This is a genomic window from Bacillus cereus, assembly GCF_015071065.1.
Classification (GTDB): Bacteria; Bacillota; Bacilli; order Bacillales; family Bacillaceae_G; genus Bacillus_A; species Bacillus_A cereus_BA.
The window spans coordinates 268,717-289,348 of sequence record NZ_VOVA01000001.1; the positions used below are offsets into that span (position 1 = coordinate 268,717).

The following is a 20,632-nucleotide window of genomic DNA, read 5'->3' on the forward strand; positions in this document are numbered from 1 at the left end:
AAGAAGGTGTCTTTCAAAAAGATTAGTAGTTTTTACAAGTCTCAAATAATCCCTTTTCTTTTAAAACAGAGATTAATGTTTCACCCATAACAGCTGGTGTTTCCGCTACTTTAATACCACAAGCTTCCATTGTTTTAATCTTTTCAGCAGCAGTTCCTTTGCCGCCAGAAATGATCGCCCCAGCATGACCCATACGTTTGCCTTCAGGCGCAGTTTGACCACCAATGAAGCCTACAACTGGTTTTGTCATATTAGCTTTTACCCATTCAGCTGCTTCTTCTTCTGCCGTACCGCCGATTTCACCAATCATAATTACAGCATGTGTTTCTTCATCTTCATTAAATGCTTTTAATGCATCAATAAAGTCCGTACCGTTAACAGGGTCCCCGCCGATACCTACAGCAGTCGATTGGCCAATACCTTCTTGTGTTAACTGATGTACAGCTTCATACGTTAATGTACCAGAGCGAGATACGATACCAACATGACCTTTTTTGTGAATATATCCTGGCATAATACCAATTTTACATTCGTCAGGTGTAATGACACCAGGGCAGTTTGGTCCAAGTAAACGTGTATGTTTACCCGCCATATATCTCTTTACTTTTACCATATCTAATACAGGGATTCCTTCAGTAATACATACTACTAAATCAACCTTTGCATCAACTGCTTCCATAATTGCATCAGCCGCAAAAGCGGGTGGAACGTATACAACTGAAGCGTTTGCGCCTGTTGCTTTCACAGCATCTTCTACTGTATCAAATACTGGTACGCCTTCAATATCAGTGCCACCTTTACCTGGTGTTACACCACCTACAATTTTCGTACCGTATTCAATCATTTGCTTTGTATGGAATAACCCTTGAGAACCTGTAATACCTTGAACAATAACTTTTGTATCTTTATTAACTAATACGCTCATTTTTCTCCCCCGCTTTCTATTAGCCCACTAGTGAAACAATTTTTTGTGCACCGTCTGCCATAGATTCTGCTGCAACAATATTTAAACCAGACTCATTTAAAATTTTCTTTCCTAACTCTACATTTGTACCTTCAAGACGTACAACTAAAGGCAACTCAAGACCTACCTGCTTCGTTGCTTCAATAACACCTTCTGCGATAACATCACACTTCATAATGCCACCAAAAATGTTAACGAAGATACCTTTTACATTTTTGTCAGAAAGGATAATTTTGAATGCTTCTGTAACTTTTTCAGCTGTTGCGCCGCCACCAACATCTAAGAAGTTAGCTGGGTCGCCATGGTAATGTTTAATGATATCCATTGTAGCCATTGCTAAACCTGCACCATTAACCATACAACCGATATTTCCATCTAAAGGAATGTAGTTTAAGTCATATTTAGAAGCTTCGATTTCTTTTGAATCTTCTTCTTCAAGATCACGAAGTTCTAAAATATCTTTATTGCGATATAACGCATTAGAATCAAAGTTTAATTTTGCATCTAACGCCATAACTTTACCGTCACCTGTTGTAACAAGTGGATTAATCTCAGCGATAGAGCAATCTTTTTCGATAAACGCACTGTATAAGCCCATCATAAACTTCACAGCTTGTCCTACAAGTTCTTTTGGAATATTGATGTTAAACGCGATTCGACGCGCTTGGAAACCTTGTAAACCTACTGCTGGATCAATATATTCTTTAAAGATTTTTTCAGGCGTTTTTTCTGCTACTTCTTCAATTTCTGTTCCACCTTCTTCAGATGCCATTAAAACAACTTGAGAAGTTGCACGATCTAATACAAGACCTACATAATATTCTTTTTTAATATCGCAACCTTCTTCGATAAGTAAGCGTTTTACTTCCTTACCTTCAGGACCTGTTTGATGCGTCACAAGTGTAGTTCCTAAAATGCTTTCTGCATATGTACGAACTTCTTCTAAATTTTTCGCAACTTTTACACCGCCAGCTTTGCCGCGTCCACCAGCGTGAATTTGCGCTTTAACTACACATACGTCCGTTCCTAATTCTTTCGCTGCTTCTACAGCTTCTTCTACTGTAAATGCAACCTTCCCGTTCGGAACGCTAACCCCATAGCTTCTAAGGACTGCCTTACCTTGGTACTCATGGATATTCATGGTCCCATCCTCCCCTGTTTTCCTGTTTTACTCAAAAAGTTTTTTAATGTTTAAAAAACATTACATTGCCATTGTATAAGATGATTGGCACGCTGTCTACAATAAAGTGTCAGAAAACTGAAATCGCTTTATTCTTTTTCGAAAATAATAATGTTTATATACCAAAATAAAAAATAAGCTGTGAATATACAGCTTATTTTTTAATCATATCTTTAATTGGCGCGAATGATTTTCGATGTTCCTCTAATACTCCATGTACTTCAATCGCTTCTAAATGCTGTTTCGTCCCATATCCCATATGTTGTTCAAATCCATATGCAGGATATTTTCCTCCTAACTCTTTCATCATGCGATCTCTCGTCACTTTCGCAATAATAGATGCAGCTGAAATAGAGACACTTTTCGCATCACCTTTAATGATTGATGTTTGCGGAATTGATGTAGGAAGCTTCATCGCATCGATTAATAAATATTCTGGTGTACATGATAAATTAGCAACCGCATCTAACATCGCTTGCTTCGTCGCTTGATAAATATTTATTTCATCAATAACTTGCGGTGATACAATTCCCACTCCAATCGCAATTGCATGCTCTTTAATTTCATCATAAAAACGCTCACGTTTCGCTTCACTTAATTTTTTCGAGTCATTTAACCCTGGAATATAAAAATCTTCTGGAAGGACGACAGCCGCCGTCACAACTGGTCCTGCTAGCGGCCCACGGCCCACTTCATCAATGCCAGCAATGTATGTGAAGCCCTTTTCACGTAACTCATTTTCATACTTTGACATTTCTAGAAATTTTTCTCTTTCTTTTTGTGCTAACTCTTTTTGTTTATACCACTTCAAAATTAGTTTTTGAACACCTTTTCGCTCATCTTTCACTAACATTTGAAAACGCTCGTCTTCTTCACTCATAATTTCTTGCAGCAAACATTCCGCTTCTTGAATAGTCATTTTTTGCATCCATTTACACTCCTTTTAAACGTAACCAAAAAGAAAAGACGTACAAACGCACGTCTTATACTTCTTCTACTTTTTCTACATCTTCCACCTGCTCCGCAAACTCTTCTGGTGTTTCAAATGTCATTTTTCCAAATCTTCCACCACGAAGCTCACGAAGTATAAGCTCAGATGTTTTATCATAATCAATCATTCCGCCGCCCATTAAGCAACCTCTGTTTTTTCCAATTGCATCAAATAACTCCACAATTTCTTCTGGAATGTCATTTAACTTATATCGCTCTTTTAAACGTTCCGGATAATGTTTTTCCATAAAACGTAACGCATAAATAGCTACATCCTGTAGATTTAATATAGAATCTTTAATTGCACCAGTCGTCGCTAAACGAAGACCAACTAATTCATCTTCAAATTTAGGCCACAAAATACCTGGTGTATCTAATAATTCCATTTCTTTCCCAACTTTAATCCACTGCTGGGCCGTTGTCACACCAGGACGATCTCCTGTTTTTGCTATATTCTTCTTCGCTAATTTATTAATCAGTGTAGATTTACCAACGTTTGGAATACCTACAATTAAAGCACGAATTGCTCTTGGTCTAATGCCTTTAGCAACCATTTTATCGAATTTTTCTTTGACAAGCACTTTACAAGCTGCTGCAATTTCTTTCATACCTTGTCCAGCTTGCGCATTAATTGAAATTGCCTTTTGACCTCTTTCATCAAAATATGCAATCCACTGCTTTGTAAGACGATCATCCGCCATATCCGCTTTATTTAAAACAACAAGCCTTGGTTTATGCGTAATAATTTCATCAATCATTGGATTACGAGAAGATAAAGGTAATCGAGCATCTACAAGCTCAATTACAACATCAATTAACTTTAATTTTTCTGTTACTTGGCGTCTAGCCTTTGCCATATGTCCCGGGAACCATTGGATTACCATGTTGCCACCTTCTTTTTCTTTTATTTCACAATACGTGCATCTTTTAACGGCCAATATAGCATATTTGCTTTACCAATCACTTGGTCCATTGAAATTGTACCAATCGAACGGCTATCTTTACTAAAACGACGATTATCGCCTAAAACAAATAATTGACCTTCTGGAACAGTTTTCTTTCCTGTCATTTCTTCAAGAGTAAAATCATATGTAAGCGGTCCGTCAGCAAGTTGCTTTTTCTGCTTATCTAAATACGGCTCCTCATAAGGTTTCCCGTTAACATATAGTTTATCATTACGGTATTCGATTTCGTCGCCTGGCAGGCCAATAATACGCTTAATATAATCTTTTTCTTCCGTCGCTCGGAATACAATAATATCAAAGCGTTTCGGATCACCTATGTGATAGCCAATTTTATTAACAATCATTCGGTCACGGTCATGTAAAGTCGGCGACATCGATACACCATCTACGAGAATTGGGGCAAAGAAAAACTGTCTAATTACACCCGCTAATACAACAGCAATCAAAATTGCTTTGATCCATTCCCAAAGTGAGCTCTTCTCTTTCTTCATGCTTTCCCCTCCACAGTTATGTAAGCTGCTCGTATTATACCAAAATTTCATATAGATTGGAAAAAGGGAGCTTGTGTATTTACAAGCTCCCATACATGTCTTATCGAATTTCTTTAATACGTGCTTTTTTACCGCGAAGGTTACGTAAGTAGTATAACTTAGCACGACGTACTTTACCACGGCGAAGTACTTCGATGTTCGCGATTCTTGGCGTGTGAACTGGGAATGTACGCTCAACACCTACACCGTAAGAAATCTTACGAACTGTGAATGTTTCACTGATTCCGCCACCACGACGTTTAATTACAACACCTTCGAAAAGCTGAATTCTTTCACGAGTTCCCTCAACTACTTTTACGTGTACACGTAAAGTGTCTCCAGGACGGAATGAAGGAAGGTCAGTTTTTAATTGGCCTTTTGTGATTTCTGTGATTAATTGTTGCATATTAAATTCTCTCCTTTAAACAGATGCTCTTATAAAGTCTTATTAAATTACAGCGGAACATCGTTAATATGGCTACTGATTTCAGTAGCACAAATGTTATAATAGCATATTGCTAGGACTGTTGCAATAGAAAATATATCAAGCCCTTATCGGCCTTCTTTAACCTGTTCCAGCCATTTCTCTTCTTGCTTAGATAATTCTCGTTCTTCCAGTAAATCCGGTCTACGTGTGTACGTACGACGTAGTGACTCTTTATGGCGCCATTCATCAATGTTTTTATGATTTCCTGACATTAGTACATCCGGTACCTTCATACCACGAAAATCAGCAGGACGTGTATAATGCGGGTGCTCTAACAAACCTGTGCTAAAAGAGTCTTCCACTTGTGACGTTTGATTCCCAAGCACTCCTGGCAAAAGACGTACAACACTGTCAGTGACTACCATAGAAGCCAATTCTCCACCCGTTAATACGTAATCCCCAATAGAAATCTCATCTGTTACAAGATGCTCACGAATTCGTTCATCGTATCCCTCATAATGGCCACATACAAAAATAACATGCTCTTCTCCAGCAAGCTCTTCTGCCTTCTTCTGCGTGAAACGCTCTCCTTGTGGACACATTAAGACGATTCTCGGCTTACGATCTGTTTCCTTCGTTAACTCTTCTACTGCATCAAAGATAGGCTGCGGGGTTAATACCATACCAGCGCCCCCACCATACGGATAATCATCTACACTATTATGCTTACTAGTTGTATACTCACGGAAATTGACAACACGAAGCTCTACCGCTTCTTTTTCTTGTGCTTTCTTTAAAATTGAAGACCCAAATACACCCGTAAACATATCTGGAAACAATGTTAAAATGTCAATTTTCATTATAGTAGCCCTTCCATTACATGAATGGTTACTAATTTATTTTCAATGTTAACTTGAAGTACAACGTCATCAATATAAGGAATTAAAAGCTCTTGACCCTTTGGACGTTTAATCACCCAAACGTCATTCGCACCAGGAGATAGAACCTCTTTGATTGTCCCTAACGCTTCTCCTTCTTCCGTTACAACGTTGCAACCAATAATTTCATGGTAGTAGTATTCACCTTCAGCTAGTTCGCCTAACTGCTCTTCTGGTACTTTTATTAAAGAACCTTTAAACTTCTCTACTTCATCTACATTGTTGTATCCTTCAAGTGTTAATAAATCAAATGTCTTATGTTGACGATGAGAAGTTACCTTCACTGTAAGATAGTCTGTACCTTTCTCATCCCATATGTATAACGTGTTCCCTACTTTATATCGCTCTTCTGGAAAATCAGTACGAGAAACAACACGAATTTCTCCTTTTACGCCATGAGTATTTACAATTTTCCCTACGTTAAACCATTTTGTCATAAATAGTATGTCACCCCTGATTTCTATATAAATTAAGCATTTCCATTTCATATATGGAACATGCAATTTCTCTTTAAATGTTAAAAAAGGGAGAGGAAATAACTCCTCGCCCTTTTTACGTTTATTGAATTTCCAGTGTGACGTTCTCATCATTATGATGTCCCACTGAATACAAGAGCATTCGAATCGCTTTCGCAACTTTCCCTTGCTTTCCAATGACTTTTCCAACATCCTCAGGATGTACAGTTAATCGATACTTTATTTCTCCGTTGCAAAGTTCCTGTGTAACTTTTACATCTCCAGGATGATCCACAAGAGGTTTAACAATTGTCTCGACTAACATTTTCATTGTCATTGCCTCAATTACTTACCTTGTTTAGATAAGTGGAATTTCTCCATGATACCTTGGTTAGAGAAAAGGTTACGAACTGTATCAGATGGTTTAGCACCATTTCCTAACCATTTTAATGCTGCTTCTTCGTTGATCTTAACTTCCGCTGGTTGAGAAACCGGATTGTAAGTACCGATTTCCTCAATGAAACGTCCGTCACGAGGAGAACGAGAATCTGCAACAACTACACGATAGAAAGGAGTTTTTTTAGCTCCCATACGTTTTAAACGAATTTTAACTGCCATTTATAAAGCACCTCCGAATTTATTTCACACAGATAATTATATTAGCAAAAAGACTATTGCTTTGTAAAGTGTTTTTTCTTAACAGAGCCATCTTTTTTCCTTACATGAATGGAAACTTCAATCCACCTAGTCCTTTTTTCTTACCTTTTTGCATTCCCGTCATCGTCTTCATCATTTTTTTCATATCATCAAATTGCTTGATTAGACGATTGATTTCTTGTACTGTTGTACCGCTACCTTTGGCAATGCGCTTTTTACGACTAGCATTGATTATTTCCGGTTGTTCTCGTTCTACTTTAGTCATAGAACGAATAATTGCCTCAATATGCCCAATTTGTTTTTCATCAACTTGTGCATTTTTCAGCCCTTTAATTTTATTTGCACCAGGAAGCATTCCTAACAATTCGTCAAGCGGTCCAAGTTGACGCACTTGTCCAAGTTGTTCTAGGAAATCGTCAAGCGTAAACGAAAGCGTACGCATTTTTTGCTCAAGTTCTTTTGCTTTCTCTTCATCAACTGTAGCTTGCGCTTTTTCAATTAATGTTAAGACGTCGCCCATCCCTAAAATACGGGATGCCATACGTTCTGGATGGAACGCTTCAATTGCATCTAGTTTTTCACCCATACCAGCAAATTTAATTGGTGTATTTGTTACAGCCTTAATAGATAATGCCGCACCACCGCGCGTATCACCATCTAATTTCGTTAATACAACACCTGTTAATCCTAACTGTTCATGGAAACTTTGTGCTACATTTACCGCGTCTTGTCCTGTCATCGCATCGACAACAAGGAAAATTTCATCCGGTTTCGCAACTTCTTTGACTTTCGCTAATTCATCCATTAGTTCTTCATCAATATGCAGGCGACCCGCTGTATCGATTAAAACATAATCGTGATGATCTTCTTTTGCTTTCGCAATCGCTTGTTTCGCAATTTCAACCGGACTTACTTGATCTCCTAAGGAGAAAACAGGCATGTCCAATTGCTTCCCTAATGTTTCAAGCTGTTTAATCGCTGCTGGACGGTAAATATCCGCTGCAACAAGCATCGGTTTACGATTATGCTTTTTACGAAGCAAATTCGCAAGCTTACCTGTCGTCGTTGTTTTACCCGCACCTTGCAGACCAACCATCATTATAACAGTAGGTGGCTTATTAGCAACAGCAATTTTGCTTTGCTCTCCGCCCATAAGTTCTGTAAGTTCTTCCTGTACGATTTTAATTACTTGTTGTCCAGGTGTCAAACTTTTCATTACATCTTGTCCGACAGCACGCTCAGACACACGCTTTATAAAATCTTTTACTACTTTAAAGTTAACATCCGCTTCTAAAAGAGCTAGACGAACTTCTCTCATCATTTCTTTCACATCGGCTTCAGAAACTTTTCCTTTGCCGCGGATTTTTTGCATTGTCTGTTGAAGTCGGTCGGCTAATCCTTCAAATGCCATATTGCCGCCCTCCTAATCTAATTTTTCGATAGCTTCAACAACTTGTTTCATTTCTTCATTCACATGCTCTTCTTCGCTGATTAGCTGTTTTAGCTTTGCAACAAGTCGCTGTCGCTCTTGAAACTTTTGAAGTAATACTAATTTATCTTCATATTCTTCAAGCATCGCTTCAGTCCGTTTAATGTTATCATACACGGCTTGGCGACTTACATCAAATTCTTCCGCAATTTCACCAAGAGATAAATCATCTAGATAATAAAGCGACATATAACTTCTTTGTTTTTGCGTTAACAACGATTGATAAAAATCAAATAAATAGTTCATTCTCGTTGTTTTCTCGAGCATGTTGGATCATCCTTTGTTAAGTGATTTCCCTTTACATGATTTAGTTTACATGGAGTACAAAAGAGTGTCAAGTTTTTTTCTTAACATCACATTTTTTTATAAAAAAAGAAGCGGAAATACCGCTTCTTTCACTTACACTTCTTCTGTTTCTACTAAGTTCGCAAACAAACCATAAACATATTGTTCTGGATCAAACTGCTGCAGATCATCCATTTGCTCTCCTAGCCCAACAAATTTCACCGGAACATCCATTTCGTTACGAATCGCTAAGACGATACCACCTTTAGCAGTTCCATCTAACTTCGTTAAAACAATACCAGTAACATTCGTTGCTTCACGGAATGTTTTCGCTTGGCTTAAACCATTTTGTCCTGTTGTTGCATCAATAACTAGTAATACTTCATGCGGAGCCCCTGGTACTTCACGCTCAATTACGCGCTTCACTTTCTCTAACTCTTTCATTAAGTTTACTTTATTTTGTAAGCGTCCTGCTGTATCACATAGCAATACATCCACTTTACGGGCCTTTGCCGCTTGTACAGCATCATACATAACCGCCGCTGGGTCAGATCCTGATCCTTGTTTAATTACTTCTACACCAACACGATCGCCCCATACTTCTAATTGTTCAATCGCCCCAGCACGGAATGTATCTCCTGCCGCCAATAGGACAGACTTACCTTCTGATTTAAATTTATGTGCAAGCTTACCAATCGTCGTCGTTTTCCCCACACCATTAACACCAACAAATAACACTACTGTTAATTGATCCTCTTGTATATTAACTTCATTACTAAAGTCGCTGTCACCTTTGTAAATTCCCACTAGCTTTTCAGAAATAACAGCCTGTACTTCTTTCGGATCCTGAATGTTACGACGTTGCACTTCTTCTTTCAACTGATCAATTAATTCCATCACTGTCGAAACTCCGACATCCGCACTAATTAAAATTTCTTCTAATTCCTCAAAGAAATCTTCGTCTATTTTACGGTAACGGTACACTAAGTCATTTACTTTATCAGCAAATGAATTTCTCGTTTTTTCTAATCCTTGTTTAAACTTCTCTGTTACCGTATCCGTTTGTTTTGAAATTTTTTCTTTTAATTTTTTTAAAAAACTCATACTTCCCATCCTTCCTATCTACTTGCAACAAGTTCTTCGCCATCATCTAAACGAACAGAAACAAGCTTCGACACCCCTGATTCTTGCATTGTTACACCGTACAATACATCCGACTCTTCCATTGTACCTTTTCGGTGTGTAATTACAATAAACTGTGTTTCATCACTAAATTTCTTTAAATACTGCGCAAAACGAGCAACGTTTGCCTCATCAAGAGCTGCTTCTACTTCATCTAGCACACAGAATGGAACTGGGCGTACTTTTAAAATACCAAATAAGAGCGCAATTGCCGTTAAAGCACGCTCTCCCCCTGAAAGTAAACCTAAATTTTGTAGTTTCTTCCCTGGTGGTTGCGCTACAATATCAATACCAGTATTTAGTAAATCTTCTGGATTTGTCATTACTAAATCCGCTCTACCGCCCCCGAATAATTCAGAGAATACAGATTGAAACTCTGTTCGAATCCCTTCGAACGTAGTAGAAAAGCGTTTTTTCATCTCTTCATCCATTTCCGTAATAAGTTGATGCAATGTCGATTTCGCTTCTTCTAGGTCATCTCTTTGCTCTAATAAGAATGTATGGCGCTCTGCTACACGTTCATACTCATCAATTGCCCCTAAATTTACTGCACCTAACTCTTCGATGGATAGTTTAATTAGTTTCACCTTTTTACGTGCCTCTTCTGCAGGCATCATCATTGTATACTTAAGTTTTGCTGCTTCAAATGAAATAGTATATGTTTCACGTAAATGCTGCAACCTATTTTCTAGCTCTACATCAAGTCGGTTAATTTTCACTTCTTGATCTTTCAGCATCTCAAGAATATATTTATGTTTACCTATCGTTTCTTTCGTACCGCGCTCTAAATTCTCGACTCTTTCTTGCAATGATACGCGTTGTTCACGACGAGAACGAATTAACTCCGAAGTTTGATTACGATCATACGCTTTCTTCTCAATCATATTCGTAATTTGTTCTTCGCCACTTGAATTAGATGTCATCTCTTGCTTTAAGAACGCTAAATCTTCTTTCGTTTTTACAAGCGTCGCATCAGTCTCTTCTTTTTCCTTCGTCAATCGTTCGACTTTTTCTTTTTGATTAGACAAACGTTGTTGTTGTTCAGCAGCTTGCACTTTTAGCTCCGTCATTTCCTTCTGAACTTTTTCTTTTGAAGAATGTTGTTCACTTTTTTGTTTCGTTAAAACGACGATTTTGCTATCTAATTCCCCAATCTCAGCTTGAAGAGTCGCTAAAATCTTTTCTAACTCTTCTTTACGCCCTTGCATTTTTACTTGATCTTGTAAAAATCCTTCAATCTCTAAATCGTAAATCGATAAACGATCATTAATACGATGTTCATCTAATTCTAAACGATTAATTTCTTCTCTTAGCTTCTGTTCATCTACACGTTCGGTCTCTACACCTTGGCGTAGCTCTCGTATTTGTACTTCTTTTTCTTGAATCTCTTGCTTTACTGCTTTAACAAAGTTTTCTAGCTTCGTTGTTTTTTCTTCCATGTCGGTTAGCTTTTTAGTCCACTCTTCAAGTTCACGTTGACGTCCCAATAAAGAGGATTTCGCCTGTTTTACAGCTCCACCCGTCATAGAACCACCCGGATTCACTACGTCACCTTCGAGTGTTACAATACGATAGCGGTATTGCAGTTGTTTCGCTAACTCATTTGCTCCGCGTAAATCTTTCGCAACAACAACTGTACCTAATAAACTTGAAACTACATTCTCATATTTATTATTGTACTGCACAAGCTCTGCCGCTACACCGACAAACGATGGATGCTGATTCACAATGCGTAATTGATCAAATGATAGCGATCGGCTTTTAATAACAGCTTGAGGTAAAAACGTTGCACGGCCATGTTTATTTTGCTTTAAAAATGCAATTGCATTACGAGCATGTTCTTCTGTTTGTACTACGATATGTTGCATCGCTGCCCCAAGGGCGATTTCCATTGCGATTTCATATTCTTTCGGCACAGTCAGAAGTTCTGCAACAGCTCCCTCAATACCTTGTAGCCTATTTTCTCTAGCCTTTAATACTTCACGTACCCCTTGATAGAATCCAGAGTAGTCCTCTTGCATCTCTTCTAACATTTCTTTCCGAGAGCGCGCCTGTTGCACAAATTGATACGCTTGATACAGTTTCGTTTCATTTTCACTATACTGTGACTTACATTTCCCAAGTGCCGTTTCTGTCTTCTGTATGTTAGAAATAATGCCAGCTATTTTCTCTCTCGCTTGCTCATAACTTTCTACAAGTTTCGCCTTTTTCGCTGTAATTCCCACACGCATCTGTACATACTTTTCATTTTCTTCATCAAGTCGTTCGTTTTTAGAGTTTTGTTGTTTTGATTGTTCTTCAATCATAGATAATTCATTACGAAGACTTGCTTGTTGATTTAAAAGTTCAATGTAGTCACCTTTTAAATTCTCAATTTGCTCCTCTAAATTCTCAGCAAAAGTCGCAAGTAATTGCTCGTTATCATGCAATTTCTTCTCCAATTCTTTTACTTGATTCACAAATTGCATTAACGCTTCTGTACTTGTTTCAATTTCGCCATCATAACTTGTAGCTTTCTCTGTTAACTCAACAATTAGCTTTTCAAGCTGCGCACAATGTGTCGTTGCATTTTGCTTTCTTTCCTTTAACAGCTCGCGTTGCCCTTCTAGTTTTTCTAGTTCTTTACTAGACAGAAGTAGAACTTCTTGTAAGGAATTTACAGATTCATCAACGGCTTGTAATTGCCCGCGTAATTCCTCAAGCTCTTCTTCACTTTTTTGTAAGTTCGCCGACATTTTAGCTTCTTCATCTTTATTATGCCCAAATTGATTTCTAAGCGCTTCCCACTTTTCATGTAATTCTTCAATTTCATGTACAATAAGCGCAGCTTCTACTTTCTCTAATTCTTCTTTTTTCTCAAGATAATCTTTAGCAATAGAAGCTTGTCTTTCTAGTGGTTCTACTTGACTACTTAATTCGTGAATAATATCTTGTACACGATTTAAGTTTTCTTGTGTTTCCGCCAATTTCCCTTCGGCTTTCTTTTTACGAAGTTTGTATTTCAGCACACCCGCAGCTTCTTCAAATACACCACGACGTTCTTCTGATTTACTACTCAAAATCTCTTCGACTTTCCCCTGGCTAATAATTGAAAAAGCTTCTCTTCCCATACCAGAGTCCATAAATAAATCAATAATATCTTTCAATCTACAAGATTGTTTATTAATATAAAAATCACTATCACCCGAACGAGATACACGACGCGTTACACACACCTCGTTATACTCAATCGGTAAGCGTTGGTCTTCATTATTTAAAGTTAATGTAACTTCAGCAACATTAACCGCTCTTCTCGTATCACTGCCGGCAAAAATAATATCCTCCATCTTTGCACCGCGTAATGACTTTGCAGATTGTTCACCAAGTACCCAGCGAATTGCATCAGTAATATTACTTTTCCCGCTCCCGTTAGGTCCCACTACAGAAGTTACACCTGGAACAAAATCGACAGATACACGCTCAGCAAAAGATTTAAATCCTGCTATTTCTAATCTTTTTAAAAACACGAAAGGCCTTCCTCCTATTCTCCGTTGTTGTAAACGTTGTCTGTACGAAAACAAGCTACTATACGGATTTCCCACTCCTTTTATTTATAAATAAAAGGAAAGTTTCATTCTATGCATAAGGAATCCCCCTCATTCAAAGGGGGATTCCTCATGATTGTTCTTTTAATTTTTTCAATGCTTCTGCAGCAGCTTGTTGCTCTGCCTCTTTTTTTGACTTACCACTTCCAAGACCTAATGTCTCATTATTTAAAGTTACACGAGACACAAATTCTCGGTTGTGGGCCGGTCCTTTTTCTTGCAAAATTTGATACTCAATATTGCCACTACCATCACGCTGAATCAATTCTTGCAATTGACTCTTATAATCCATCACATGAGAAAAAGCACCTTCATTAATTTTTGGATATACAACTTCTTTTAAGTATCCCCAAACTGTTTCTAGCCCTTGATCAAGATAAAGGGCACCAATAAACGCTTCAAAGACATCCGCTAATAAAGCTGGTCGTTCACGTCCACCCGTCATTTCCTCACCTTTTCCTAATAAAACAAGGCTACCAAATGACATTTCGTTTGCAAAACGAACAAGAGATGGCTCACATACAATAGCTGCACGTAGTTTTGTTAACTCTCCTTCGCTCATTGTCGGATATTTTTGAAACAGATACTGTGATACAGTGAGTTCCAATACAGCATCGCCAAGAAATTCAAGACGCTCATTGTCCTCATGCGGTTTTTTTCGATGCTCATTCACATACGATGAATGCGTAAATGCTTGAATCAATAATTTTTCATCTGTAAACGTAATACCTATCTTTTCTTGAAATACTTTAAAAGCTTCACGATATTTTGCTTCGTATTTTTTTTCTCTATGTTTTCGGTACGGCATAGGTCCCTCCAGATATAAGCCGAGAAGCCCCGTTAAAAAACGGGACTTCACTTAAGCATTATAGATGACTCTCTATGTAAGTCACAGCATCGCCAACAGTAGCAATCTTTTCAGCATCTTCATCAGAAATTTCCATTTCGAATTCATCTTCTAATTGCATTACAAGTTCTACTACATCTAGGGAGTCTGCGCCTAAATCTTCTTTGAAGCTTGCAGCTGGTACTACTTCAGTTTCTTCTACTCCTAAACGATCAACGACAATTTTTGTTACACGCTCTAAAACATCTGCCATTCTATTCACCTCCCCTCAAATATTATATAAAATATTGTCCAAAAAAACTAGGTGAAATCGATTCTTTTATTACATTACCATACCGCCATCAACATTTAACGTTTGACCTGTAACATATTTACTTTGATCAGAAGCGAAAAACGTTACAGTATTTGCGATATCTTGTGCTTCCCCAAACTGAGCTGCAGGAATTAATTTTAACATTTCGGCTTTTATATTTTCATCTAATACATCCGTCATATCAGTCGCAATAAACCCTGGAGCAATTGCATTTACAGTAATATTTCGGCTCGCTAATTCTTTTGCTGATGTTTTTGTTAATCCAATTACACCAGCTTTAGCAGCAACATAATTTGCTTGTCCTGGGTTTCCTGTTACACCAACAACAGAAGCGATATTAATAATACGTCCATGACGTTGACGCATCATATAGCGCGATACTGCTTTCGTACATAAGAAAACACCTTTTAAGTTTGTATTAATAACTGTATCCCATTCTTCTTCTTTCATACGCATTAATAAATTATCTTTTGTTACACCAGCGTTATTTACAAGAATATCAACTTGTCCAAACGTATCTACAGTTTGTTTCACCATTGCAGTAACATCATCAGCATTTGCAACATCTGCTCTTACTGCAATGGCATCTGAACCTAATTTCTTTATTTCATCAACTACTTCATTCGCCTTTTGCTCATTACCAGCATAATTTACTACAACATTTGCCCCTTGTTTCGCTAAATCAATGGCAATCGCACGACCAATCCCACGTGAAGCACCAGTTACTAATGCTACTTTCCCTTTTAACATCAGCTTTCTCCTCTCAAATTTGAAATGGTATCTTTTAATGTCTCTTCATCATATATCGCATATGCTTTCACTGAAGAATCAATCGACTTCATAAGACCAGCAAGTACTTTTCCAGGTCCAATTTCAATAAATGTATCTACCCCTTGATTCACCATATACTCAATAGATGGGTACCATAATACAGGCGAATAGAGCTGTTCAATTAGCTTTTCTTGAATATCTGTACCACGTGTAATAACATCTGCCGTAACATTTGCAATAACAGGAATATTCGTGTCTTGAATTTTAATTTCATTTAAAACACTTTGGAATTTCTCAGCAGCTGGTTTCATAAGCGAGGAATGAAACGGTCCGCTTACTTTGAGCGGAATTGCTCTTTTAGCACCATTTTCTTTCGCTCTTTGAGAAGCAAGTTCTACTCCTTGCTTTGTTCCAGAAATAACAATTTGCTTCGTACTATTCATATTGGCAATTTGCACTGCGTATCCTTCACTTGTTACTTCTTCTGTAACTCGTTTCAGCATATCCGGATCTGCACCTAAAATAGCTGCCATTGCACCTTCCCCGCCTGGAACAGCTTCTTCCATATATTCTCCACGTTTCCTTACAGCATATACAGCGTCTTCGAATGTTAATGCACCCGCTGCTACAAGAGCGCTATATTCACCTAAACTATGTCCTGCGACAAAATCAGGTGTAATATCATAATCCTTCAAAGCTGCTAAAATCGCAAAGCTCGTTGTTAATAGTGCCGGCTGCGCATTTGTCGTTAATGTTAACTTTTCCTGCGGTCCTTCAAAAATCACTTCTGAAAGAGAATCATGCAAAACCTCATCCGCTTTTGCAAACACTTTCGCAACCTCTTTATTATTCTCCGCTAACTGTCTACCCATTCCAACTGCCTGTGAACCTTGGCCCGGAAAAAGAAATGCTATTTTTCCCATTTCAAATCCTCCTCTTATTGAAGCGGCTCCTTCTCCATTACACTTGAAATTGTAGGAATTACTTCTTTCGCTACCATTTCTCTCGTTTGACGAATCGCACTAAATATCGATTGGTCATTAGAAGAACCGTGAGCCTTAATGACAGGAGCTTTCAATCCAAACAACGCCGCTCCTCCATACTCCGAATAATCCATTTTATCTTTCAATACCATAAGTTTTGGTTTTAATACCGCCGCTGCTAATTTGCTCGTAAACGAACTCATTAATTGCTCTTTTAACATAGAAAATAACGCAAGTGCTGTTCCTTCTAATGATTTCAGCGCTACATTACCCGTAAAGCCATCACATACAACAACGTCTGCTACACCTTGCAATAAATCTCTTGATTCAACATTTCCAACGAAATTAATTGGTGCATCCTTGAGCATAGCGAAGACTTGTTTTGAAAGCTCGTTTCCTTTACCATCTTCTGTTCCAACGTTTAAAAGTCCAACGCGAGGGTTTTTAATCCCTCTTACCTTCTCTGCGTAAACAGAGCCCATTACTGCATATTGATATAAATGAATTGGTTTTGCATCAACATTTGCTCCAACATCTAACATAACAAAACCTTCTCCGTCAACAGTTGGCATTGTAGGTGATAAAGCTGGTCGTTCAATCCCTTCCATACGACCGACAACAAACAATCCAGCCGCCATTAAAGCTCCTGTACTACCTGCTGATATACAAGCATCCGCTACACCATCTTTTACTTGCTGCGCCGCTAGTACCATTGAAGCTTGCTTTTTTCGACGAACCGCTCTTACTGGTTCATCTGTAGATTCGATTTTTTCGTCCGTATGAAGTATAGTAATTCGCTCTTCACTCGTTAAATATTGACGAATCCCCTCTTCTTTCCCTACTAACGTAATATGTAAATCTGGGTATTCCTTAATAGCTTTCATTGCTCCTAATACTACAGCCTTTGGTGCATGATCGCCGCCCATTGCATCTATTGCGATTTTCATAAGTTGTTACCTTCCTCACTATAATTACTAGATCGATACATTTCAAAAGTGCCTGTAAAAACAAGTTCTTCTCCAACAAAGCTACGCACTTTGACAACCGTCCGTCCTTTATCATTCTCTACATCTTCAACACGTGCTTTTGCGACAACACGCTCTCCTAATTTTACAGGACGAATATATCGAATGGTGGACTTTGCAGTTAAAGCTAATTCTTCATCAATAACCGCAACAGCTAGTGAGTTTGCTTGTGCAAACAAATGATGCCCACGAGCAATTTGATTTCTTTTAAATACATCTTCTATCTTTACTTCAAAGATAGAAATTGCATGTCTATCTAATTCTATATCAATAATTTCTCCGACAACCTCTTCTAACGGTAAAGATTTCACATCTTCTTCATGTTGTTTTGTAGCCACATACTTAATTCGTTCTCTTAATTCAGGAATAGATAATTCCATACGATCAAGACGAACAGTTTGTATGCTCACTTGAAATTTTTCTGCTAAATCTTCATCCGTTATAAAAGGATTCGTTTCTATTGTTTGTTGTAATAATTCTTGTCTTTCTTTTTTACTTCTTCTTTTTTTCATACCGCACCATCCATTTTTTATGACTAGGTACTAAAAGTAGTATATAATCATTAAAAGTAGAATGCAACAAAAACTTTCGCAGACTACTTTTAATCGAGCTTCTCTCCCTGGAACACACCTGTCCCATCAAGATAAGTACGCAGCGAAGCATACTGATCATTATGCCAAAACGCTTCTGAATCAACTAGTATCGCCGCATCTTGTCTTGCTGTTTCTAACGCCCGATAATCATGCACCATATCAGCAACCTTAAATTCTGGTAGACCACTTTGCTTACTTCCAAAGAAATCCCCAGGACCTCGTAACTCTAAATCTTTTTCTGACAATACAAATCCATCATTTGTTTCAGTCATTATGCGCATTCTTTCTTTTCCCGTTTCTGATTTCGGGTCCGCAATTAATAAACAATATGATTGTTCACTACCACGCCCAACACGCCCCCTCAGCTGATGGAGCTGTGATAAACCGAAACGTTCCGCGTCATAAATAACCATAACAGTCGCATTTGGTACATTCACACCTACTTCAACAACTGTTGTCGACACAAGAATTTGTACTTTATTTTCACTAAAATGTCCCATTATCTCTTCTTTTTCTTGAGATGATAGTCTCCCATGCATTAATCCAACTTGGCATTTCCCTTGATAATGATGAGTCAGCATACTATGTAAGTCGATAGCATTTTGTACATCAAGCTTCTCAGACTCTTCAATAAGAGGGCAAATAACATATGCCTGTCTTCCTTTTTTTATCTCTTTCTCCACAAAGCTGAGAACACGATCTAACATATCATGTTTTGCCCAATATGTTTCGATTACCTTTCTACCAGCTGGCATTTCGTCGATAATAGAAACGTCCATCTCTCCAAATGCAGTGATAGCTAACGTACGCGGGATTGGGGTCGCCGTCATAAACAACACATCTGGACTTTCACCTTTCTCACGTAAAACCCGGCGCTGCGCCACACCAAATCGATGCTGTTCATCAGTAATAACGAGACCTAACCTATGAAATATCACTTCATCTTGAATTAAAGCGTGCGTCCCAACAAGGATGTCTACTTCTCCTTGTTCTAATCTCGACAAAATTTCTCGACGTCTCACACCTTTAACAGAACTTGTTAGCAATTCAACCTTCATACCGAAATGTGAAAACGTCTCCGCGAGCGACTGATAATGTTGTTCGGCTAAAATTTCTGTAGGAACCATCAAAGCACCTTGATAATGAGCCAATTTCGCCGCATAAAGAGCAATCGCAGCAACAACTGTTTTCCCAGAACCTACATCCCCTTGCAATAATCGATTCATGCGATAAGGAGATGTCATATCTTTCATTATTTCATCTACAACCCGGCGCTGTGCGCCAGTTAATGGAAATGGAAGTGCATCAGTAAACTCTTGCAATTCTACTAATGAAATTTCTTTTTTCGTCCCTTTCGAGTTTTCCCTTTCCATTTTCCGTAATGTTTGCATTTTCAACTGAAACAAGAAAAACTCCTCATATACAAAACGGCGACGTGCTTGCTTTAAGTCTTCCTGTCCCACTGGAAAATGTAACCCTCTGAGCGCTTCATAGCGTGATAATAATTTATATCGACTTAACAAACCATCTGGTAACACTTCGACTATAGAATCTCCATACTCCTTAAATGCTTGTGCAACAAAACGGCGCATCTGTTTTACTGTCAGTTTTCCTTTCACTGAATATACAGGTTCTACTTCTTGTTGACGTACAACCGGTCCAAAATTCAGTTCTGATACAGCAATTGTTTGGCGATGCTGATCCCATTTACCAGTAATCGTTACCGTTTCCTCTAAATTTAACTTTTGTTTATAGTATGGTCTATTAAAACATACAGCTGTAATTAAATAACGACCGACGAGAACACGAACTGTAAGACGTGACTTCTTCTTCCCATAATATTGCAGTAAAGGAGCACTATGAACTTTCCCCTCAACCGTTACACGCTCGTCATGCTTTACTTCAGCAAGATCTTTCATCGCATAGTCTTCATAGCGGTACGGAAAATGTTCTAATAGATGAGAAACTGTATAAATTCCCATCTCGTGTAACAACTCAGATGTTTCTCCTCCGATTCCCTTTACATCCGTAACAGGAACTTGTACAACTTCATTCAAGATTCTCACGCTCCGTCACATTATTTTCTTTGATTCATTCTATTGATTATCCATTAATATCATTGACATCTGTAATCGCTCTCTTTCACCTTATATATTCTATCATAGGCATTCTAAGAGAAACTACTCTAATCCCTCTATATAAAGTGAAACTATAATCGGTGGGGGTTTTGTTCATCCCCCACTGATTATTAGCCTTCACCAATCGGGCGTTTACGGGCAGTTAACCTCCCATCTAACTTCTTTGCTCCAGCCGAATTTAGGGGTAGGAGTTTTACTGCCCACAAATAGCGGGATAAAACAAAGTTGTACAATACGTAAAGAAAGAGCCTCACTATTAGCAGCAAGGCTCTTTTCTATCATCAATATGCTAGCCTTTTGAATAAAAACTAGTAAT

Annotated in this window: 21 protein-coding genes; all 21 read right to left on the reverse strand. The window is 38.1% G+C overall.

Annotated features, from left to right (window positions below):
* Positions 1-22: 22 nt before the first annotated feature.
* The 21 genes from sucD to recG all read right to left on the reverse strand — a co-directional run bounded on the left by sucD (position 23) and on the right by recG (position 20,235).
* Positions 23-925, reverse strand: a complete 903-nt coding sequence (sucD, locus tag FT637_RS01305; protein WP_105586442.1) for a succinate--CoA ligase subunit alpha — start codon at positions 923-925, stop codon at positions 23-25.
* 19 nt (positions 926-944) lie between these two features.
* Entirely contained in the window at positions 945-2,105 is a 1,161-nt protein-coding gene (sucC, locus tag FT637_RS01310) for an ADP-forming succinate--CoA ligase subunit beta (RefSeq protein ID WP_002121788.1), read from the reverse strand.
* A gap of 193 nt (positions 2,106-2,298) precedes the next feature.
* A complete protein-coding gene (locus FT637_RS01315) occupies positions 2,299-3,072 on the reverse strand; it encodes a ribonuclease HII (RefSeq protein ID WP_193644851.1) in 774 nt (257 codons plus the stop codon).
* Between the two features lie 55 nt (positions 3,073-3,127).
* Positions 3,128-4,018, reverse strand: a complete 891-nt coding sequence (ylqF, locus tag FT637_RS01320) for a ribosome biogenesis GTPase YlqF (RefSeq protein WP_002066792.1) — start codon at positions 4,016-4,018, stop codon at positions 3,128-3,130.
* A 20-nt stretch (positions 4,019-4,038) separates the two neighbouring features.
* Positions 4,039-4,590: a signal peptidase I gene (gene lepB, locus FT637_RS01325; protein WP_002066791.1), complete on the reverse strand. Its 552-nt coding sequence runs from the start codon at positions 4,588-4,590 to the stop codon at positions 4,039-4,041.
* A 100-nt stretch (positions 4,591-4,690) separates the two neighbouring features.
* Positions 4,691-5,035 carry a 50S ribosomal protein L19 gene (gene rplS / locus FT637_RS01330; protein WP_002014524.1) on the reverse strand — a complete coding sequence of 115 codons (345 nt, stop codon included), beginning with the start codon at positions 5,033-5,035 and terminating at the stop codon, positions 4,691-4,693.
* A 146-nt stretch (positions 5,036-5,181) separates the two neighbouring features.
* Positions 5,182-5,916, reverse strand: a complete 735-nt coding sequence (trmD, locus tag FT637_RS01335) for a tRNA (guanosine(37)-N1)-methyltransferase TrmD (protein WP_193644852.1) — start codon at positions 5,914-5,916, stop codon at positions 5,182-5,184.
* On the reverse strand, positions 5,916-6,431 hold the full coding sequence (gene rimM / locus FT637_RS01340) for a ribosome maturation factor RimM (protein WP_193644853.1): 516 nt from the start codon (positions 6,429-6,431) through the stop codon (positions 5,916-5,918). The genes trmD and rimM overlap by 1 nt, the downstream gene beginning before the upstream one ends.
* A 121-nt stretch (positions 6,432-6,552) precedes the next feature.
* The gene (locus FT637_RS01345; protein WP_002088196.1) at positions 6,553-6,780 is read right to left on the reverse strand and encodes a KH domain-containing protein; all 228 of its coding nucleotides are present in this window, start codon (positions 6,778-6,780) and stop codon (positions 6,553-6,555) included.
* A gap of 14 nt (positions 6,781-6,794) precedes the next feature.
* On the reverse strand, positions 6,795-7,067 hold the full coding sequence (gene rpsP, locus FT637_RS01350) for a 30S ribosomal protein S16 (RefSeq protein ID WP_016106002.1): 273 nt from the start codon (positions 7,065-7,067) through the stop codon (positions 6,795-6,797).
* 100 nt (positions 7,068-7,167) lie between these two features.
* Complete coding sequence (gene ffh / locus FT637_RS01355) at positions 7,168-8,517, reverse strand: signal recognition particle protein (RefSeq protein ID WP_002111383.1); 1,350 nt, start codon at positions 8,515-8,517, stop codon at positions 7,168-7,170.
* Positions 8,518-8,529: 12 nt separating this feature from the next.
* Positions 8,530-8,862, reverse strand: a complete 333-nt coding sequence (locus FT637_RS01360) for a putative DNA-binding protein (protein ID WP_000891061.1) — start codon at positions 8,860-8,862, stop codon at positions 8,530-8,532.
* Positions 8,863-8,994: 132 nt separating this feature from the next.
* The gene (gene ftsY, locus FT637_RS01365) at positions 8,995-9,984 is read right to left on the reverse strand and encodes a signal recognition particle-docking protein FtsY (RefSeq protein ID WP_002160733.1); all 990 of its coding nucleotides are present in this window, start codon (positions 9,982-9,984) and stop codon (positions 8,995-8,997) included.
* A gap of 14 nt (positions 9,985-9,998) precedes the next feature.
* A complete protein-coding gene (gene smc / locus FT637_RS01370) occupies positions 9,999-13,568 on the reverse strand; it encodes a chromosome segregation protein SMC (RefSeq protein ID WP_193644854.1) in 3,570 nt (1,189 codons plus the stop codon).
* A 148-nt stretch (positions 13,569-13,716) separates the two neighbouring features.
* Positions 13,717-14,454: a ribonuclease III gene (gene rncS / locus FT637_RS01375; protein ID WP_193644855.1), complete on the reverse strand. Its 738-nt coding sequence runs from the start codon at positions 14,452-14,454 to the stop codon at positions 13,717-13,719.
* Between the two features lie 58 nt (positions 14,455-14,512).
* On the reverse strand, positions 14,513-14,746 hold the full coding sequence (gene acpP / locus FT637_RS01380) for an acyl carrier protein (protein ID WP_002014515.1): 234 nt from the start codon (positions 14,744-14,746) through the stop codon (positions 14,513-14,515).
* 69 nt (positions 14,747-14,815) lie between these two features.
* A complete protein-coding gene (gene fabG / locus FT637_RS01385) occupies positions 14,816-15,556 on the reverse strand; it encodes a 3-oxoacyl-[acyl-carrier-protein] reductase (protein WP_002014514.1) in 741 nt (246 codons plus the stop codon).
* A complete protein-coding gene (fabD, locus tag FT637_RS01390) occupies positions 15,556-16,500 on the reverse strand; it encodes an ACP S-malonyltransferase (protein ID WP_193644856.1) in 945 nt (314 codons plus the stop codon). The genes fabG and fabD overlap by 1 nt, the downstream gene beginning before the upstream one ends.
* A gap of 14 nt (positions 16,501-16,514) precedes the next feature.
* Positions 16,515-17,507, reverse strand: coding sequence for a phosphate acyltransferase PlsX (gene plsX, locus FT637_RS01395; protein ID WP_193644857.1), 993 nt, complete (start codon positions 17,505-17,507; stop codon positions 16,515-16,517).
* Positions 17,504-18,097, reverse strand: a complete 594-nt coding sequence (gene fapR / locus FT637_RS01400; RefSeq protein WP_193644858.1) for a transcription factor FapR — start codon at positions 18,095-18,097, stop codon at positions 17,504-17,506. Before fapR ends, plsX begins: the two co-directional genes overlap by 4 nt.
* An 89-nt stretch (positions 18,098-18,186) precedes the next feature.
* A complete protein-coding gene (gene recG / locus FT637_RS01405; RefSeq protein WP_193644859.1) occupies positions 18,187-20,235 on the reverse strand; it encodes an ATP-dependent DNA helicase RecG in 2,049 nt (682 codons plus the stop codon).
* Positions 20,236-20,632 lie beyond the last annotated feature (397 nt).

What these genes read in the sequence shown, in the direction of transcription:
- sucD (WP_105586442.1), bottom strand. Translation starts at nt 925, where the DNA reads ATGAGCGTATTAGTTAATAAAGATACAAAAGTTATTGTTCAAGGTATT.
- sucC (WP_002121788.1), bottom strand. Translation starts at nt 2,105, where the DNA reads ATGAATATCCATGAGTACCAAGGTAAGGCAGTCCTTAGAAGCTATGGG.
- FT637_RS01315 (WP_193644851.1), bottom strand. Translation starts at nt 3,072, where the DNA reads ATGCAAAAAATGACTATTCAAGAAGCGGAATGTTTGCTGCAAGAAATT.
- ylqF (WP_002066792.1), bottom strand. Translation starts at nt 4,018, where the DNA reads ATGGTAATCCAATGGTTCCCGGGACATATGGCAAAGGCTAGACGCCAA.
- lepB (WP_002066791.1), bottom strand. Translation starts at nt 4,590, where the DNA reads ATGAAGAAAGAGAAGAGCTCACTTTGGGAATGGATCAAAGCAATTTTG.
- rplS (WP_002014524.1), bottom strand. Translation starts at nt 5,035, where the DNA reads ATGCAACAATTAATCACAGAAATCACAAAAGGCCAATTAAAAACTGAC.
- trmD (WP_193644852.1), bottom strand. Translation starts at nt 5,916, where the DNA reads ATGAAAATTGACATTTTAACATTGTTTCCAGATATGTTTACGGGTGTA.
- rimM (WP_193644853.1), bottom strand. Translation starts at nt 6,431, where the DNA reads ATGACAAAATGGTTTAACGTAGGGAAAATTGTAAATACTCATGGCGTA.
- FT637_RS01345 (WP_002088196.1), bottom strand. Translation starts at nt 6,780, where the DNA reads ATGAAAATGTTAGTCGAGACAATTGTTAAACCTCTTGTGGATCATCCT.
- rpsP (WP_016106002.1), bottom strand. Translation starts at nt 7,067, where the DNA reads ATGGCAGTTAAAATTCGTTTAAAACGTATGGGAGCTAAAAAAACTCCT.
- ffh (WP_002111383.1), bottom strand. Translation starts at nt 8,517, where the DNA reads ATGGCATTTGAAGGATTAGCCGACCGACTTCAACAGACAATGCAAAAA.
- FT637_RS01360 (WP_000891061.1), bottom strand. Translation starts at nt 8,862, where the DNA reads ATGCTCGAGAAAACAACGAGAATGAACTATTTATTTGATTTTTATCAA.
- ftsY (WP_002160733.1), bottom strand. Translation starts at nt 9,984, where the DNA reads ATGAGTTTTTTAAAAAAATTAAAAGAAAAAATTTCAAAACAAACGGAT.
- rncS (WP_193644855.1), bottom strand. Translation starts at nt 14,454, where the DNA reads ATGCCGTACCGAAAACATAGAGAAAAAAAATACGAAGCAAAATATCGT.
- acpP (WP_002014515.1), bottom strand. Translation starts at nt 14,746, where the DNA reads ATGGCAGATGTTTTAGAGCGTGTAACAAAAATTGTCGTTGATCGTTTA.
- fabG (WP_002014514.1), bottom strand. Translation starts at nt 15,556, where the DNA reads ATGTTAAAAGGGAAAGTAGCATTAGTAACTGGTGCTTCACGTGGGATT.
- fabD (WP_193644856.1), bottom strand. Translation starts at nt 16,500, where the DNA reads ATGGGAAAAATAGCATTTCTTTTTCCGGGCCAAGGTTCACAGGCAGTT.
- plsX (WP_193644857.1), bottom strand. Translation starts at nt 17,507, where the DNA reads ATGAAAATCGCAATAGATGCAATGGGCGGCGATCATGCACCAAAGGCT.
- fapR (WP_193644858.1), bottom strand. Translation starts at nt 18,097, where the DNA reads ATGAAAAAAAGAAGAAGTAAAAAAGAAAGACAAGAATTATTACAACAA.